15 protein-coding genes are annotated in these 16,037 nt (G+C 75.5%); 8 read left to right on the top strand and 7 right to left on the bottom strand.

Translation table 11 applies throughout. The annotated features are described in order from the left end of the window. The first annotated feature begins 129 nt into the window (after positions 1 to 129). Positions 130 to 1,371, top strand: a complete 1,242-nt coding sequence (locus tag KBX06_RS14945; protein ID WP_247685889.1) for a hypothetical protein — start codon at positions 130 to 132, stop codon at positions 1,369 to 1,371. Here KBX06_RS14945 and KBX06_RS14940 read toward each other — a convergent pair. After that, positions 1,347 to 1,568, bottom strand: coding sequence for a hypothetical protein (locus KBX06_RS14940; RefSeq protein ID WP_210835113.1), 222 nt, complete (start codon positions 1,566 to 1,568; stop codon positions 1,347 to 1,349). The genes KBX06_RS14945 and KBX06_RS14940 overlap by 25 nt on opposite strands. A gap of 28 nt (positions 1,569 to 1,596) precedes the next feature. Further along, positions 1,597 to 2,661, bottom strand: coding sequence for a LacI family DNA-binding transcriptional regulator (locus KBX06_RS14935; RefSeq protein WP_210835112.1), 1,065 nt, complete (start codon positions 2,659 to 2,661; stop codon positions 1,597 to 1,599). 282 nt (positions 2,662 to 2,943) lie between these two features. Here KBX06_RS14935 and KBX06_RS14930 point away from each other — a divergent pair, with 282 nt between their 5' ends. The 6 genes from KBX06_RS14930 (at position 2,944) to KBX06_RS14905 (ending at position 9,242) form a co-directional block, all read left to right on the top strand. Beyond that, positions 2,944 to 4,095, top strand: a complete 1,152-nt coding sequence (locus tag KBX06_RS14930) for a Gfo/Idh/MocA family protein (protein ID WP_210835111.1) — start codon at positions 2,944 to 2,946, stop codon at positions 4,093 to 4,095. Positions 4,096 to 4,151: 56 nt separating this feature from the next. Next, positions 4,152 to 5,306, top strand: coding sequence for a dihydrodipicolinate synthase family protein (locus KBX06_RS14925; RefSeq protein WP_210835110.1), 1,155 nt, complete (start codon positions 4,152 to 4,154; stop codon positions 5,304 to 5,306). Beyond that, positions 5,303 to 6,124 carry a sugar phosphate isomerase/epimerase gene (locus KBX06_RS14920; protein ID WP_307854638.1) on the top strand — a complete coding sequence of 274 codons (822 nt, stop codon included), beginning with the start codon at positions 5,303 to 5,305 and terminating at the stop codon, positions 6,122 to 6,124. The genes KBX06_RS14925 and KBX06_RS14920 overlap by 4 nt, the downstream gene beginning before the upstream one ends. A gap of 109 nt (positions 6,125 to 6,233) precedes the next feature. Continuing rightward, on the top strand, positions 6,234 to 6,533 hold the full coding sequence (locus KBX06_RS14915; protein WP_210835109.1) for a hypothetical protein: 300 nt from the start codon (positions 6,234 to 6,236) through the stop codon (positions 6,531 to 6,533). 127 nt (positions 6,534 to 6,660) lie between these two features. After that, the gene (locus tag KBX06_RS14910) at positions 6,661 to 8,046 is read left to right on the top strand and encodes an FAD-binding oxidoreductase (protein ID WP_210835108.1); all 1,386 of its coding nucleotides are present in this window, start codon (positions 6,661 to 6,663) and stop codon (positions 8,044 to 8,046) included. Further along, on the top strand, positions 8,043 to 9,242 hold the full coding sequence (locus KBX06_RS14905; RefSeq protein WP_210835107.1) for a (Fe-S)-binding protein: 1,200 nt from the start codon (positions 8,043 to 8,045) through the stop codon (positions 9,240 to 9,242). The genes KBX06_RS14910 and KBX06_RS14905 overlap by 4 nt, the downstream gene beginning before the upstream one ends. 27 nt (positions 9,243 to 9,269) lie before the next feature. On the opposite strand, the gene KBX06_RS14900 is transcribed toward KBX06_RS14905, so the two are convergent. From KBX06_RS14900 to KBX06_RS14890, 3 genes are read right to left on the bottom strand one after another with little or no spacing between them, the layout of a single operon-like run. Then, the gene (locus KBX06_RS14900) at positions 9,270 to 11,537 is read right to left on the bottom strand and encodes an FtsX-like permease family protein (RefSeq protein ID WP_210835106.1); all 2,268 of its coding nucleotides are present in this window, start codon (positions 11,535 to 11,537) and stop codon (positions 9,270 to 9,272) included. Further along, positions 11,534 to 12,214 (bottom strand): ABC transporter ATP-binding protein, encoded by a 681-nt coding sequence (locus tag KBX06_RS14895; protein ID WP_210835105.1) that lies wholly within the window; start codon positions 12,212 to 12,214, stop codon positions 11,534 to 11,536. Before KBX06_RS14895 ends, KBX06_RS14900 begins: the two co-directional genes overlap by 4 nt. Then, positions 12,211 to 12,735, bottom strand: a complete 525-nt coding sequence (locus KBX06_RS14890) for a PadR family transcriptional regulator (protein WP_210835104.1) — start codon at positions 12,733 to 12,735, stop codon at positions 12,211 to 12,213. The genes KBX06_RS14895 and KBX06_RS14890 overlap by 4 nt, the downstream gene beginning before the upstream one ends. Positions 12,736 to 12,817: 82 nt before the next feature. Between KBX06_RS14890 and KBX06_RS14885 the strand changes: the two genes are divergently transcribed. Next, complete coding sequence (locus tag KBX06_RS14885; protein WP_210835103.1) at positions 12,818 to 13,393, top strand: GNAT family N-acetyltransferase; 576 nt, start codon at positions 12,818 to 12,820, stop codon at positions 13,391 to 13,393. On the opposite strand, the gene KBX06_RS14880 is transcribed toward KBX06_RS14885, so the two are convergent. Together KBX06_RS14880 and KBX06_RS14875 are read right to left on the bottom strand one after the other, a co-directional pair. Further along, the gene (locus tag KBX06_RS14880) at positions 13,364 to 13,951 is read right to left on the bottom strand and encodes an ATP-dependent endonuclease (protein WP_210835102.1); all 588 of its coding nucleotides are present in this window, start codon (positions 13,949 to 13,951) and stop codon (positions 13,364 to 13,366) included. The genes KBX06_RS14885 and KBX06_RS14880 overlap by 30 nt on opposite strands. Positions 13,952 to 14,241: 290 nt before the next feature. Beyond that, the gene (locus KBX06_RS14875) at positions 14,242 to 15,780 is read right to left on the bottom strand and encodes a chitinase (protein WP_374225642.1); all 1,539 of its coding nucleotides are present in this window, start codon (positions 15,778 to 15,780) and stop codon (positions 14,242 to 14,244) included. Positions 15,781 to 16,037: the final 257 nt, after the last annotated feature.

The following is a 16,037-nucleotide window of genomic DNA, read 5'->3' as shown; positions in this document are numbered from 1 at the left end:
TGGGGCGCGCTGCGGCGACGCCCCGGCGTCCGGCCCCCGGTCGACCGGCGCGCGGTCGCGGCGACGTGTGTCAACGGCCCCGGAACGGGGATGTGGCACCGGGCGGGCGGCCGGATCGGGAGACGTGTGATGCACACAGGGCGGGCCGTCGCGGAGCGGCGGTGGCGCGCGGTGTCCGTCCGGCTGGCCGGGCGCGGGCACGACCTGCGGCGGGCGGCGGCGCGGGTACCGGCGCCGTGGCTGTTCGTCGTCGCCGTCTTCGTCGGCACGAAGATCGTGCTCAGCGCCGTCGGCGTGCTCGCGCTGAGCGCCTTCGACGAGGTGCCCTGGGCGCCGCCGCCGGACGAGACGACGATGCGCGAGCAGCAGCGGGCGATCTCCGGGCACCGTGCGGTGGCGCTCTGGTTCGCCTGGGACTCCTTCCTCTACGACCGCCTGGCCCAGCTTCCGCTCGACGAGCCGTGGCGCGACTTCGGCTTCCCCCTGCTCTATCCGTTCCTGGCCCGCCCGCTGGCCCCGCTGCTGGGCGGGGACACCGCGCTGGCGCTGCTGATCGTGGCCAACGTCGCGTTCCTGCTGATGCTCTTCTACGCCCACCGGCTGGGCGAGCGGCTGCTCGGCGACGACGCCGCCGCCCGCCGGTTCGTCCGCTACCTGGTGCTGCTGCCGGCCGGGTTCCTGTTCCAGGCGGCGCTGACCGAGTCGCTGTTCCTCTGCCTGGCGCTCGCCGCCTTCCACCACGCCGAGCGGCGGCGCTGGCTGCTCGTGGGCGTCGTCGGCTTCTTCCTGGCGTTGAGCCGCTCGGTGGGGTTCCTGGTCGTGCTCCCGCTGGCCCTGGTGCTGCTGCGGCAGCACGGCTACCGGCTGGGTCCGCGCGCCTGGTGGACGTACGCGCGGGTGGGCTGGCCGTTGGCGCTGCTGCCCGCCGGCTGGCTGACCTTCATGGCGTTCTGCCGGTGGCACAGCGGCGACTGGTTCGCCTACAAGCACGCCCAGGAGACGGGCTGGGGCATCCGCGTGCAGAACCCGCTGGCGGTGCTGTGGCACGGCCTGACCGGCAGCCCGCCCCGCGACGCCCTGCGGGTGTGGGCCGCCGTGCTGGTGCTGGCGGTGCTGGTCGCGGGCGCCCGCCGGCTCGGGCTGCCCTATCTCGTGTACGGGCTGACCATGGTCCTGGTGCCGCTGTCGATGGGTCCGCCGGTCTACAAGAGCCTGCTGCGCTACCTGATCGCGGTCTTCCCGGTCGGTCTCGTGCTGGCCCGCTGGGCCCGCCAGGCGGGCGCCGACGCCTGGCTGACCGCCGCCCTGGCACTGCTCCAGGGAGCGCTCTTCGTCGCCTGGCTCGCCTACTGGACCCACTTCATCATCTGAGCCCGGCTACGCGCCCTGCTCGCCTGCTGCGCGTCGTGCGCACGGGCGGTGACCGCGCACACCAGCTCCTCGGACAGCGCGGCCGAGATCAGCGCCAGCCGACGCGCGTCGGCCGCCACGTCGGCGTGGGCGACGGCCACGCTCTGCGACTCCAGGACGCGGATCCACCTCGGCGGCGGTACAGGGCCACCGACCACGGGTTCTCCGTCGACCGGGCGGCGGCCGTCAGCCGGCTGACGCGCCGGATCCGGCCGCCCGGGGGCGGACCGGGACGACCTCGGGGGCCGGCCCGGTGCTGTCACGGCGCACCACCTCGGCGGGCAGCACCTCGACGCGGGGCGCCGCCGCGCCCGGGTCGAGCGCCAGCGACATCGCGCGGGCACCCATCTCGACCAGGGGCAGTCGGACGGTGGTCAGCGCGGGGGTGACGTCCCGGGCGATCGGCATGTCGTCGAAGCCCATCACGGACACCTGCCGGGGCACCGGAACCGAGCGCGAGCGCAACAGCGCCAGCGCGCCGATGGCCATCGAGTCGTTGAGCGCGACGATTGCGGTCAGCCCGGGGTCCGCGTCCAGCAGGGCGGCCGTGGCGGCGACGCCGCCGTCGCGGTCGAACTCGGCGTGCCGTACGCGGTGCTCGGGCAGGCTCAGCCCGTGCGCGGCGAGGGACTCCCGCAGCCCGGTGAGCCGGTCGGTGGTGGTGGTGAGCACCGCCGGCCCCGCCACCACGCCGATGGCCCGGTGCCCCAGCTCGTACAGTTCCGCGCCGATCAGCCGGCCGCCGGCGCGGTTGTCCGGCATCACGGCGTCGCCGGAGTGCTCGTGCCGGCCGATGACCGCGACCCGTCCGCCGGTCGCCTCGTACGCGGCGAGCTTCTCGTTGAGCAGGCGGGTGAAGGTGGCGTCGTGGTAGCCCGAGCCGGCGAGGATGATGGCGGCGACCTGCTGGCCGCGCAGCAGTTCGACGTACTCCAGCTCGCGGTCCGGGTCGCGGTAGCTGTTGCAGATCGTCAGCAGCCGGCCCTGGTCGGTGGCGACCCGTTGCAGGCCCCGGGTGATCTCGGCGAAGTACGGGTCGGACACGTCGTGCACGATGACGCCCACCGCCATGCGGTGCGAGCGGGCCAGCAGTTGGGCGTGCGCGTTGGGGACGTACTGCAGCTCGGCGACGGCGCGCAGCACGCGCTCGCGGAGGTCCTCGGTGACGGGCTTGCTGCTGCCGTTGATCACCCGGGAGGCGGTCGCGGGCGAGACCCCCGCCCGCCGGGCCACGTCGGACAGGGTCGCCACAGCCGCCCCCTCGGTCGTTCTCGACGGCCGCGCCCGGGTGCCGGCCATCCGTCACCGTACCGCAGCGAAAGCCCCTCTCCGCCCCGGCGCCCCGGCGGTCGGCGCCCGCCGCGCAACGCGGCCGGACGGCCCCTTGCCTGAGGTGGGAGGCGTTCCCTACGCTGCCCAGGAAAGCGCTTGCCTGAGGTCTGCCGCCGGGAGCCTCCCGGCGGCCGCGCAGGCGTGGAACAGGTCGCCGCCCGCCGCGGTCGAGGCCGGCGGCGCCCGGAGGGAAGGAACACCATGACCCGCAGGTCGATAGGCATCATCGTCAACGGCGTCACCGGCCGGATGGGCTACCGGCAGCACCTGGTGCGCTCCCTGCTCGCCATCCGCGAGCAGGGCGGCGTGCCCCTGGCCGACGGCACGTCCATCTGGCCCGAGCCCGTCCTGGTGGGGCGCAGCGAGACCAAGCTCCGCGAGATCGCCGAGCGGCACGGCCTGACCGACTGGACCACCGACCTGAGCGCGGCGCTGGCCCGCGACGACGTCGAGATCTACTTCGACTCCCAGGTGACCCAGCAGCGCGAGAAGGCCATCCGCCGGGCGCTGGAGGCCGGCAAGCACGTCTACACCGAGAAGCCGCTGGCCGAGGACACCGAGGGTGCCCTCGACCTGGCCCGGGCGGCACGCGCCGCCGGGGTCCGCACCGGGGTGGTGCAGGACAAGCTCTTCCTGCCCGGGCTGCGCAAGCTCAAGCGGCTCATCGACGGCGGCTTCTTCGGCCGGATCCTGTCGGTGCGCGGCGAGTTCGGCTACTGGGTCTTCGAGGGCGACTGGCAGCCGGCCCAGCGCCCGTCCTGGAACTACCGCAGCGAGGACGGCGGGGGCATCGTGGTGGACATGTTCCCGCACTGGCAGTACGTGCTGGAGGAGCTCTTCGGCCGGGTACGCACGGTCAACTGCGTCACCGCCACGCACGTGCCGCAGCGGGTCGACGAGGCGGGCCGCACCTACCCGGCGACCGCCGACGACGCCGCGTACGGCATCTTCGAGCTCGACGGCGGCGTGGTCGCCCAGCTCAACTCCTCCTGGTGCGTGCGGGTGCACCGCGACGAGCTGGTCGAGTTCCAGGTCGACGGCACCGAGGGCAGCGCCGTGGCCGGGCTGCGCGGCTGCCGGGTGCAGCACCGGGCGGTCACCCCGAAGCCGGTGTGGAACCCCGACCTGCCGGTCACCGAGCCGTTCCGGGCGCAGTGGACGGAGGTGCCGGACAACGAGGAGTTCGACAACGGCTTCAAGGTGCAGTGGGAGGCGTTCCTGCGGCACGTCGTCGCCGACGAGCCGTTCCCGTGGGACTTCCTGGCCGGCGCGCGCGGCGTGCAGCTCGCCGAGCTGGGCCTGCGGTCGGCGCGCGAGGGCGCCCGGCTGGACATCCCGGAGCTGGACCTGTGAGCGGGAGGAGTGAGCCGGGTCTGCGAGCTTCGCAGTCGCGAAACCGGGGTGGACCTGTGAGTGCGGCCGAGGTGGTGCTGCCGGGCGGGGAGCGCTACCGGTTGACCGGGGGCGCGGGCTTCCCGCGCCCGGCCGGACCGCCGGCCAGCCGGATCGCGTACGCCGCCGCGCACGTGGTGGCCGATCCGACGGCCGAGAACATTCCCGGCGCCCCGGCGGTGCTCGACTGGGACCGCACCCTGGCCTTCCGGCACCACCTGTGGTCGTACGGCTTCGGGGTGGCCGAGGCGATGGACACCGCGCAGCGCGGCATGGGGCTGGACTACCCGGCCACCCGCGAGCTGATCCGGCGCAGCGCCGCCGAGGCCCGTGCGGTCGGCGGGCGGATCGTCGCCGGGGTCGGCACGGACCAGCTCCCGCCCGGCCCGGCCACCCTGGTCGAGGTTGCCCGCGCCTACCGCGAGCAGCTCGACGACGTGCGGACCGCCGGGGCCCGCCCGGTGCTGATGTGCAGCCGCCACCTGGCCGCCGCCGCCCGGGGCCCGGAGGACTACCTGCGGGTGTACGACGAGCTGCTGAACGCCGCCGACGAGCCGGTCGTGCTGCACTGGCTCGGCCCGATGTTCGACCCGGCGCTCGCGGGCTACTGGGGGTCGGCCGACCTCGACGAGGCCGCCGATGCCGTGGTCGGGCTGATCAAGGCCCACGAGACCCGGGTGGACGGGATCAAGGTCTCCCTGCTGGACGCCGACCGCGAGGTGGCGCTGCGCCGCCGGCTGCCCGCCGGGGTGCGCCTCTACACGGGCGACGACTTCCACTACCCGGAACTGATCCGGGGCGACCCGAGCGGCCACTCCGACGCGCTGCTCGGGGTGTTCGCCGCCATCGCCCCGGCCGCCGCCGCGGCGCTCGCCGCGCTCGACCGGGGGGAGCTGGCGGCGTACGACGCGATCTTCGCCCCGACGGTGCCCCTGGCCCGGCACATCTTCGCGGCCCCCACCTGGCACTACAAGACGGGCATCGTCTTCCTTGCCTGGCTGGCCGGACACCAGGACCACTTCACGATGGTGGGCGGGGCGCAGTCCGGCCGCTCGCCGGCGCACCTGGGCACCCTGCTCACCCTCGCCGACGCCGCCGGGCTGCTGCCCGACGCGGAGCTGGCCGCGACCCGCGCGCGGGCGCTGTTCACCATGGCGGGGGTGGACCAGTGAGCGCGAGGAGTGAGCCGGTCCTGCGGCGGTTCTCGTTCAACCAGGCCACGTCGCAGCACTGGCCGCTGCCCGAGGTGGTCGCCGGCTGCGTCGCGGCCGGCGTGCCGGGGATCGGGCTGTGGCGGGAGCCGGTCGCCGCATACGGGCTGGCCCGCGCCGCGAAGCTGGTCCGCGACGCCGGTGTCGAGGTCACCTCCCTCTGCCGGGGCGGCTTCTTCACCGCCGACGGCTGGCGGGAGGAGAACCTGCGGGCCATCGAGGAGGCCGCCGCCCTCGGCACCTCGGTGCTGGTGCTGGTCTCCGGCGGTCTGCCGGCGGGCAGCCGGGACGTCGACGGCGCCCGGCACCGGGTCGCCGACGCCATCGCCGAGCTGGCCCCGCACGCCGCCGCGGCCGGGGTGACGCTGGCGATCGAGCCGCTGCACCCGATGTTCTGCGCCGACCGCTGCGTGGTGTCCACCCTCGGGCAGGCGCTCGACATCGCCGAGCGGTTCGACCCGGGCGTGGTCGGGGTCGTCGTCGACGCCTACCACGTGTGGTGGGACGACACGGTGTACGCGCAGATCGCCCGGGCGGGAGCGCGGATCGCCGCGTTCCAGGTGTGCGACTGGGTCACCCCGCTGCCCGAGGGGGTGCTGCTCGGCCGGGCGCTGCCCGGTGACGGCTGCATCGAGCTGCGCCGGCTGCGGGAGGCCGTCGACGCGGCCGGCTACACCGGGCCGGTGGAGGTGGAGGTGTTCTCGGCCGAGGTGTGGGCCCGGCCGGGCCGGGAGGTGCTGGACGCGTCGGTCGCGGGATACCTGCGCCACGTCGTGTGACGACGCTCCCCGGTCCAGCGGCAAGGGCCGCCCGGCGCCTGGGCGGACGTCGGGTGGCCCGGATCGCGGCCGGGCGGGATCCGGGCGAGGATGAGGGGGTGACCGACCGATGCGCGCCGGTCAGCCGGTGGTGCTGTGGGCCAGCGGCAGTCGCGGTCGGCTCGCGTACGGCGTGTGGGGCGTGGGGTCGGTGGCCGCCCGCGCGGTGCCGGGGGAGCCGGGCGGGGCCTGGACGGTGCCGCTGGACCTGACGGTCCTGGACGAGGCGCACCGGATCCCCCGGGAGTTCTTCCGGGCCGACGTCCGGCTGGCCGGCGCGGAGGTGCTCCGGCAGCCGCAGGGCGCCAACCCGTCCTTCCTCACGGCGGCCGAGTTCGCCGCGCTGCGCGAGCACCTGCCGCCGGGCTGACGGGCCAGGCCCGCCGTCTTCACGCCACCCGTCCGGCTCTCTATGATCGGTGGAAATTGTCGCCGGGCGTCCGGTCATTGGTCGGCAAAAACCTACAGGCGCGACCCGCGCGCCGGGAAGGGTGGGCATGACGCTGTCCGCGACCGTCCTCGCCGAGCTGCGCGGCATCGTCGGTGCGTCGCACGTGCACGACGCGGCCGGCGACCTCGTGGCGTACGCGCGCGACGCCACGCCGCTGTTCTCGCACCGGCCGGACGCGGTGGTCTTCCCGGCCGACACCGCCGAGGTCGCCGCCGTGCTGGCGCTCGCCACCCGGCACCGGGTGCCCGTGGTGCCCCGCGGCGCCGGCTCCAACCTGTGCGCCGCGACCGTGCCGCTGCGCGGCGGCATCGTGCTGGTGCTGACCCGGCTCAAGACCATCCTGGAGGTCAGCGCCGACGAGCTGCTGGCCCGGGTGCAACCGGGCGTGACCAGCGCCGCCCTGGCCGACGCCGCCGCCGCGCGGGGTCTGCTCTGGGCACCCGACCCGGGCAGCCGCACCGTCGCCACCGTGGGCGGCACCATCGCCACCTGCGCGGGCGGGCTGCGCGGCCTGAAGTACGGCGTGACCCGTAACTACGTGCTGGGCCTGGAGGTGGTGCTGCCCACCGGCGAGGTGATCCGCACCGGCGGGCGGCTGTGGAAGGACGTCGCCGGCTACGACCTGACCCGGCTGCTCACCGGCTCCGAGGGCACCCTCGCCGTGATCACCGAGGCCACCGTGGCGCTGCTGCCCGCCCCGGCGTCGGCGAACACCGGGGTCGCGTACTTCCCGACGCTGGCCGACGCGGGGGAGGCGGTCGCCCGGGTGATCCGGGCCGGCGTGGTGCCGGCGACGCTGGAGTTCCTCGACCGGGCCTGCATCGCGGCCGTGGAGGACTTCGCCCACCTGGGGCTGCGGGCCGACGCCGGCGCGCTGCTGCTCTTCGGCGACGACGGCCCGCCCGACCTGGTCGCCGCCCACCTGGACCGGATCGGCGCGGCCTGCGTCGAGGCCGGCGCGGTGGAGGTCACCACGGCTCGCGAGGTCGCCCAGGCCGAGGCGCTGCTGGCCGCCCGCCGGTGCGCGCTGCCGGCGCTGTCGCGCCGCGGCGGGATGACCATCCTGGAGGACGCGACCGTGCCCCGGCCGCGGATCGCCGAGATGGTCGACCGCATCGACGCCGTCGCCGCCCGGCACGACGTCGCCATCGCCACCTTCGGCCACGCCGGGGACGGCAACCTGCATCCCACCTGCGTGCTCGACTCGGCCGAGGACCACGAGGCGGTACGCCGGGCCGAGGCGGCCTTCGCCGACGTCTTCGCCGCCGCCATCGACCTCGGCGGCACGATCACCGGCGAGCACGGGGTGGGGGCGGCGAAGCTGCCGTTCCTCGCCGCCCGCCTCGGCGACGACCAGCTCGCCCTGCTGCGCCGGATCAAGAGCGCCTTCGACCCGGCGGGCATCCTCAACCCCGGAAAGCTCGGCTCGTGACGGGCGACGTGTTCGACCCGCAGCAGCTGTCGCGCTGCATCTCCTGCGGGTTCTGCCTGCCGGCCTGCCCCACGTACGCGATGACCGGCGACGAGGCGTCCTCGCCGCGCGGGCGGATCACGCTGATGCGGGCGTTGCAGGACGGCACCCTGCCCCCGGACGACGCCACCCTCGCCGAGCAGGCCTCGTTCTGCCTGGGCTGCCGGGCCTGCGAGCCGGTCTGCCCGGCCGGGGTCGAGTACGGCAGCCTGCTGGAGCAGTGGCGGGTGCACCAGTGGCGGGGCTGGCGGCGGCCGCTGGTGGCCCGGGCACTCATGCTGCTGGTCGAGCGGCGTTGGCTGCTGCGGCTGGCCGGCCTCGCCCGCCGCGCCGCCCGCGGCCCGGCCGCCACCGCACCGCCGACCGCTCCGGCCCCGACGACGCCGACCGCTCCGGCCTCGACCGCTCCGGCCTCGACCGCTCTGGCCTCGACCGCGCCGGCCCCGGGCGCGACATCCGCGACGGCGGCCGCCCCCGGATCCGCCGCCCCCGGCGGGCCGGGCGCGCGGTTGATGCTGGGCTGCGTGGAGCGAGGGCTCTACCCGGCGGTCAGCCGGGCGGCGCACGCGCTCGCCCCCGAGCTGGCCGTCCCCACCGCGCAGGGCTGCTGCGGCGCGCTGCACGCGCACAACGGCGACCTGGTCGGCGGCGAGCGGCTGGCCGAGCGACTCGGCGAGGACCTGCCCGGCACGATCGTCACCACCTCCGGCGGCTGCGCCGCGCACCTCGCCTCCGTGCTCGGCTCCGACCGGGTACGCGAGCTGTCCACCTGGCTCGCCGGCCGGCCCGCCGGGGCGGAGCTGCGGGTGGCCGGCCGACGTGCCCGGGTGACCCTCCAGGACTCCTGCCACCTGCGCAACGGCCTCGGCGTCTTCGCCGAGCCCCGGGCGCTGCTGCGTCAGGTCGCCGACTACGTGGAGCTGCCCTCTGCGGCCACCTGCTGCGGGGCCGCCGGCACGTACTCGTTGCTGCGGCCGAGACAGTCGCGGCGGATCCTGGACGCGAAGCTCGACGAGATCGAGGCCGCCGGGGTGGACCTCGTGGTGACGGTCAACCCCGGCTGCCTGCGCCAGTTGCGTACCGGGCTGCGTCGGCGCCGGTCGGCCGTGCGGGCCGTGCACCTGGCCGAGCTGCTCGCCGGCGTCGAGTCGCCGTAGCGGCCTCCCGACCGGGACGCGCTCGCCCTACTCGGTGCGGATGCCGTCCGGGCGGGTGAGCCGCCACAGCACCGGCAGGCTGAGCCCGGTGACCAGCAGCACCACCGCCGCCCCGAGGCCGGTGGAGATGCCCAGCGCCGGCCAGGCGACGGCGACCGGCGCCTGCACCATGCGCAGCAGCACCGCGCCGAGACCGAGCCCGAACACGACGGCCAGGGCGAGCCCGACCACCACCGGCACGGCGCTCTGCCACAGCACCGACCAGCCCAGCGTGGAGCGCCGGGTGCCCACCGCGACCAGCATCGCCAGCAGCCGGCGGCGCTCCCGGAGCTGCTCCAGCACGCCGACCAGCATGCTGGCCCCGATCAGCAGCAGGGTGACCACCGCGCCGACGTACAGGCCGCGCTGGACGTTGACGAACTGGTTGGCCTGCCGGGTCTCCGTCAGCGTGAGCACCGAGGCCAACGGGTCGGCGCCGGCGGCGGCGTTGCGGACGTGCTCCACCGCGTCCGGCCGGTCGGCGGCGAGGCGCAGGTACGCCTCCGCGTGCAGCGGCCCCAGCCGGGCGGTGTCGACCGCCCCGGGGGTGACCAGCACCCCGCCCTGCCGGTAGCCGGACGGGTTGGTGCGGACGGGGACCTCCCGGGCGGCACGGGGGACCCGCCACCTCACCCCGTCGCCGACCGTGACCGTGCCGCCCGGCCGGATGTCGGCCGACCGGTCCTCGGGATCGTGGACCAGGAAGACGTCGCCGTCGGCGCACCGGTCGAGCCGGCCGAACTCGGCCAGCGCCGCGCAGTCGCCGATCCGCAGCATGCCGTGCGTGCCGTCGGCCGTGACCAAGGTGGTCAGGGTGGCGATGCTGGCGGTCACCCCGCTCGCGGCGGCCAGCCGGTCCAACGCCACCGCCGCGTCCGGCCGCGCCGGGAACTGCACCTGCACCTGGGCCCGGGAGGTGTCCTGCCCGGTGTCGAAGGTGAACCGGCCGGCGACGCCGGCGAAGAGCATCTGCAACCCGATGGTGCCGGCCACGGCGACGGCGACGCCGTTGACCAGCCGCGCCGAGGCGGCGCTGTCGAGCTGGAGGCGGCGCACCGCGAGCTGCCACGCGACGGGGCCGCCGCGCAGCCGGCGTACCAGCAGGTCGGTCAGCCAGGGCAGCAGGGTGACCACGCCGACCAGCAGCAGCACGGCGCCGGCCGCGGTCTGCTGCTCGCTGCCCAGCGGCGCGACGCCGGCGGCGCCGGCCAGCAGCAGCCCGAGCCCGGCGGCCGGCAGCAGCAGCCGCCACACCAACCGGCGGCGAACCGGCGTCGCGCGCCGGGTCACCCCGAGCGGCTCGACCAGCACGGCACGCATCGACACCAGCGTCACCACGACGGCGAGCGCCGGCACGGCCAGCACGACGGCGGCCACCAGCGGCAGCGGCGGGCGCACGTCGGCGGCGTACACGCTCAGGTCCATGAGGGTGACCAGCGGCACCACCTGCCGGCCGAGCGCGAAGAGCACGCCGCCGGCCGCGACGCCGAGCAGCGCGCCGGCGGCGGCCTCCCCGGCGGCGATCCGGCGGACCATCGCGGCGTCGGCGCCGACGAGCCGCAGCGCGGCCAGCCGCCGGTCGCGCCGCTCCCCGCCGAAGCGCACGGCCGCGCCGAGAAAGACCGCGATGGGCAGCAGCAGGACCACGAAGATGACGACCACCAGCATCATCAGCACCGGACCGAGGCCCTCGCCGGGCAGCCCGCCGCCGAAGGCGGCCAGCCGGGTCGCATCGTCGGCGGTAAGGGTGTCGCTGCCCAGGTAGTAGGCCAGCTCGCCCGGACCCGCGAGCCCTTCGGCGCCGATGACGCCGGTGACCGTGGCCCCGCCGAGGCGGGGGGCGAACAGCGCGCCGTCGGCGGAGCTGAGCAGGTCGCGCAGGGCGGGGGAGACCAGCACCTCGCCGGCGCGGGGCAGCGCGGCCACCCCCGGTGGGGCGGGTGCGGCCGGACCCTCGGGCCGTAGCACCCGGCCGCGCACCGGCTGCCCCCGGAACTCGGTGTCGGTCTGGCGGATCAGCAGGGTGTTCGCGGCGGCCGGGATCGGCTCGCCCATCCGCAGGTCGTCGCGGGCGTCGCCGCGCGCCTGCCGGGCGTCCAGCGCGCCGGGCACCGCGGCGGCGAGCAGCAGCATCGCCACCCCCACGCCGACGCCGACGGCGGTGAGCACCGCCCGCAGCCAGCCGTCCCGGCCGCCGGTGAAGGCCATCCGGGCGCCCATGACCAGGTCGGCCGCGCGGTCGCGCAGCGGCGTCACGCCGCCACCTCCAGGTCCCGGGTGCGCCCGTCGCGCACCACGACCTCCCGATCGGAGTACGCGGCGACCCGCGCCTCGTGGGTCACCAGCACCACGGCCGCCCCGGTGTCGCGGGCGGCGGCGGTGAGCAGCCGCATGACCCGCTCGCCGTTGAGCGAGTCGAGCGCCCCGGTGGGCTCGTCGGCGAAGACGACCCGTGGCCGGGTGACCAGCGCCCGGGCGACCGCCACCCGCTGCCCCTGCCCGCCGGAGACCTCGCCGGGCCGCTTGCCGGCAACCTCGGCGACCTCCAGGCGGGCCAGCCACTCGGCGGCCCGCCGCTCCGCCTCGCGGCGGCCGACCCGGGCCAGCCGCAGCGGCAGCGCGACGTTCTCCAGGCAGGTCAGCTCCGGTACGAGCTGGCCGAACTGGAAGACGAAGCCGAACTCCTCCCGGCGCAGCGCGCTGCGCTCGGCGTCGCTGAGGGTGGCGAGGTCGCGGCCGGCGTAGAGCACGCGGCCGGAGTCGGGGCGGGCGATGCCGGCGAGGCAGTGCAGCAGGGTGGACTTGCCGGAGCCCGACGAGCCCATGAGGGCCAGCACCTCGCCGGGGTGCACGCGCAGGCTGGCGCCGGCGAGTGCCCGGGTCGGCCCGAACGAGCGGTGCAGGTCCTCGGCGACGAGCAGCGGCGCGTTCACGACCGCACCGTCGCGGCGAGCTCGTCGAGGCGGGCGGCGGTCAGCTCCAGCCAGCGCAGGTCGGCCTCGAGGTGGAACAGGGCGTGGTCGCAGACCAACTGCTCGGCGAGGTCGCCGTCACGCTTGCGGCGGGTCAGATCCCGCATCATCCGCAGGTGCTCGGCGCGCTGCACGTCCAGCACGTCGGCGGCGGGGCGGCCGGTGAGCAGGGCCAGCACCACCTTGGTGTAGAGGGTGCTCTGCAGGTAAGGCTCGGGCTTCTCGGCCCGGGTCAGCCACTGCGCCACGTCGGTGACGCCGGCCTCGGTGATCGCGTACCGCTTGCGCTCCGGGCCCTCGCCCGGCTCGACCGCGTCCACCTCGACCAGTCCGCCGCGCAGCAGCCGCGAAAGGGTGGCGTAGACCTGCCCGTACGCGAGTGGGCGGGCGTGACCGAAGCGCTCGTCGTAGAGCCGTTTGATGTCGTAGCCGTGGCGGGGGGTGGCCTCCAGGAGGCCGAGAAAGGTCTGTCCGATCGACATGCCGGCGACTATACACATCACGTATACCCGGTGTGTATACCGGTAGATTGCCTGTTCGACCGTCTGCACCCGGGAGGCCACCGTGTTCGCCCTGTCCCTGACCGAGGACGCCGAGCTGCGTCCCCTGGAGCCCTGGCGGGCCGAGGAGTTCCTCGCCCACCTCGACCGGGCCCGTACGCACATCGCGCCCTGGGTGTCGCCCTCGTTCATGGTCGACGACCTCGCCGGTGCCCGGGCCGTGCTCCAGCGCTACGCGGACCTGTGGGCGCGCGACGCCGGCGGCATCTGGGGCATCTGGCGGCGGGGCGAGCTGGTCGGCGGGGTCATGTTCGTCTCGTTCGACGCCGCCTCGGGCGTCTGCGAGGCGGGCTGCTGGCTGGAGCCGGCCGGGGAGGGCCACGGGCTGGTCACCCGGGCGGTCGGCCGGATCGTCGACTGGGCCGTGCGGGAGCGCGGCATGCACCGCGTCGAGTGGCGCACCAACGCGCGCAACACCCGCAGCATCGCCACCGCCCGGCGGCTGGGCATGCGCCTCGACGGGACGCTGCGCGAGGTCTACCCCGGCCCGGCCGGACGCATCGACATCGAGGTGTGGTCGGTGCTGACGCCCGAGTGGCGCGGCGTGCGCTCAGACGCGGGCGAGCACCGCGTCGAGTGAGCGGGGCACCCGGTCCGGCTCCAACGCCGCCACGAGCAGCCGCGCGTACGCGCTCTTGCGGCCGGACCGGGTGCCGAGGAAGCGGTGCAGTTGCGCCTCGACGGCGCGACCCCGCTGCGCCGGCTGCCGCTGGAACAGGTCGAACGAGCGCAGCTCGCCCTCGGCGGCGAGCACCGCCCGCACCCCGGCGACGCCGACCGCCCGGATCAGCTCGTCTTCGAGGTCGGCCACGCAGACGTGGAACCCCAGCGCCGCCAGGCCGTCGCGGGACAGGTCGGCGCCGAGGCCGCAGCGTTGCAGGCCGCGCCGGAAGAAGCCCTCCTCGGCCTCGTCGTAGAGGCCCGCCAGCCGCAGCCCGCGTCCTGTCGGGCCGAGCTGGTCGAGGAAGTGGCCGATGTTCGTCGCGCCGCCCATGGCCACGACCCGTACGCCGTCGGCGTCGAGGTCCCGGCCCCGGCGCGCGGCGAGGGTCTCCAGGGCGACCCGGTCGCTCGCCCCCTCGACGAGCACCACGGCCCGCGCGTCGATCCCGGCCGCCACCGCACGGATGCCTGCCACCTTCGCCTCCCACCCCGGCCGCCGCGCCCGGCCGCGCGGCCGGGCGTCCCTGCCGGGCGGTCCGGTCCCGGGCCCGCCCCGGAATCGTGGGCCGGAGCGACCCGGTGACGCAACCGGATTCCGGCGTACGACCTGCGTCCGGGTCGTCCGTGGCGCCGTCGCCGTCGCCGTCGCCGTCGCCGTCGCCGTCGTCCAAGCTGGCCTGTGCCGTCGTCCCGGGTTGCCCGTGCAGTCGTCCCGGGTTGCCCGTGCCGCCGTCCGGGCGGGGTGGCCCGGACGGCGGCACGCGCTCAGGACAGCGCCCGCAGGAACGGGCCGTGGCTCAGCCGGAACTCCCAGGCGTAGAAGCGGTCCCAGTTGATCGACCAGGTCATCAGCCCCCGGAAGGCCGGGTTGGTGCCGCTGCGCGGGAGGTACGGGCCGCAGCCCTGCCCCTTCACCAGGCAGGTGACCGCGGCCTGCACTCCGGCCGGGGCGAGGTAGCCGTTGCCGGCGCTGGGGGAGGATGGCGCTCCGAAGGCCACCTGGTCCTCGCGCAGCGGCGGGAAGACGCGGTCGGGGTTGCCGGCCACGGGGAAGCCGGCGAGGAGCATGTCGGTCATCGCGACGTGGAAGTCCGCGCTGCCCATCGTGTGGTACTGGTTGTCGAGCCCCATGATCGGCCCGGAGTTGTAGTCCTGCACGTGCAGCACGGTGAGGTGGTCGCGCAGCGCGTGGATCACGGGCAGGTACGACCCGGCGCGCGGGTCCTGCCCACCCCACGGCCCGGAGCCGTAGTACTGGTAGCCGAGCTGGACGAAGAACGTCTCCGGCGCCATGGTGAGCACGAAGCCGGCCCCGTACCGCTGCTTGAGGGTGCGGATCGCGGAGATCAGGTTGACGATCACCGGCGTGGTCGGGTTGCGGAAGTCGGTGTCCCCGGCGTCGAGGTAGAGCGAGTGCCCCTCGAAGTCGATGTCGAGCCCGTTGAGGCCGTACCGGTCGATGATGGCCGACACCGACCGGACGAAGGTGTCCCGGGCGGCGGTGGTGGTGAGCTGGACCTGGCCGTTCTGGCCGCCGATGGAGAGCAGCACCTTCTTGCCCTGCGCCTGCTTGGCCCGGATCGCCGCGACGAACTCGGCCTCGGTCTCGACGCCCGGGCACTCGCTGGGCGGGCAGAGCTGGAACCGGATGTCGCCCGAGGTGACCGTGGTGGGCTCGCCGAAGGCGAGGTTGACGATGTCCCAGTCGGCGGGCACGTCGGCCATCCGCAGGTATCCGGAGCCGTTGGCGAAGCTGGCGTGCAGGTAGCCGATCAACGCGTGCCGGGGCAGCCCGCCGGGCGGGGGAGTGGTGGGCGGTGGGGTGGTCGGTGGCGGTGTGGTGGGTGGGGCGGTGGTCGGCGGTGCGGTCGTCGGCGGTGCCGTGGTCGGCGGTGCCGTGGTCGGCGGGCCGGTGGGCGTGCCGCCGGAGCACGGCGTGCCGTTGAGCGTGCAGTCGGTCGGGGCGCCCGAGCCGGTGGCCAGGAAGCCGAACGACACCGAGGCGCCGGGGGCCACGGTGCCGTTCCACGAGCGGTTGGTGAACGTGTGCCGCTGGCCGGCGCTGCTCACCGTGGCGTCCCAGTAGGAGCCGAGCGTGGTGCCCGGGGGCAGGGTGAAGGCGACCTGCCAGCCGGTGACGGTGCTCGGGCCGCCGTTGGTGACGGTGTAGCGTCCCTCCCATCCGGTGCCCCAGTCGGCGGTCTTGACGAAGGTGGCGGTCGGGCCGGCGGCGCGGGCCGGCGCGGCCAGGGTCAGCGTGGTGGCGGTGACGGTGGCGAGGGCCGCGACGGCGGCCAGCAGCAGGTTTCGGGCAGGGCGACGCATCCGGACCTCCCGGGTACGAGGGCCGTCGGATCGACGGATGCACAATTATTAGGATTGTTAACTGTCGTTGTCCAGGTGTTCGGGCGGCGCATCCGCCGCGAGTGCCCCGGTTCGCACGGTTCTTCGGCCCTCCCGTCCACAGTGGAGCGTCGCCGGAATTGGGTGCGGTTGCCGGTCTGGGCGGTGCCGGCGTCGGCGGCGTGCGGAAATGTCGTACCCGGGGACGACCATCCATC

The organism is Micromonospora sp. C31, assembly GCF_018070575.1.
Taxonomy (GTDB): domain Bacteria; phylum Actinomycetota; class Actinomycetes; order Mycobacteriales; family Micromonosporaceae; genus Micromonospora.
This window is presented reverse-complemented; position numbering and strand designations above follow the sequence as displayed.

Coding starts and splice junctions, on each gene's coding strand:
- KBX06_RS14945 (WP_247685889.1), top strand. CDS start 130: ATGCACACAGGGCGGGCCGTCGCGGAGCGGCGGTGGCGCGCGGTGTCC.
- KBX06_RS14930 (WP_210835111.1), top strand. CDS start 2,944: ATGACCCGCAGGTCGATAGGCATCATCGTCAACGGCGTCACCGGCCGG.
- KBX06_RS14915 (WP_210835109.1), top strand. CDS start 6,234: ATGCGCGCCGGTCAGCCGGTGGTGCTGTGGGCCAGCGGCAGTCGCGGT.
- KBX06_RS14910 (WP_210835108.1), top strand. CDS start 6,661: ATGACGCTGTCCGCGACCGTCCTCGCCGAGCTGCGCGGCATCGTCGGT.
- KBX06_RS14890 (WP_210835104.1), bottom strand. CDS start 12,735: ATGTCGATCGGACAGACCTTTCTCGGCCTCCTGGAGGCCACCCCCCGC.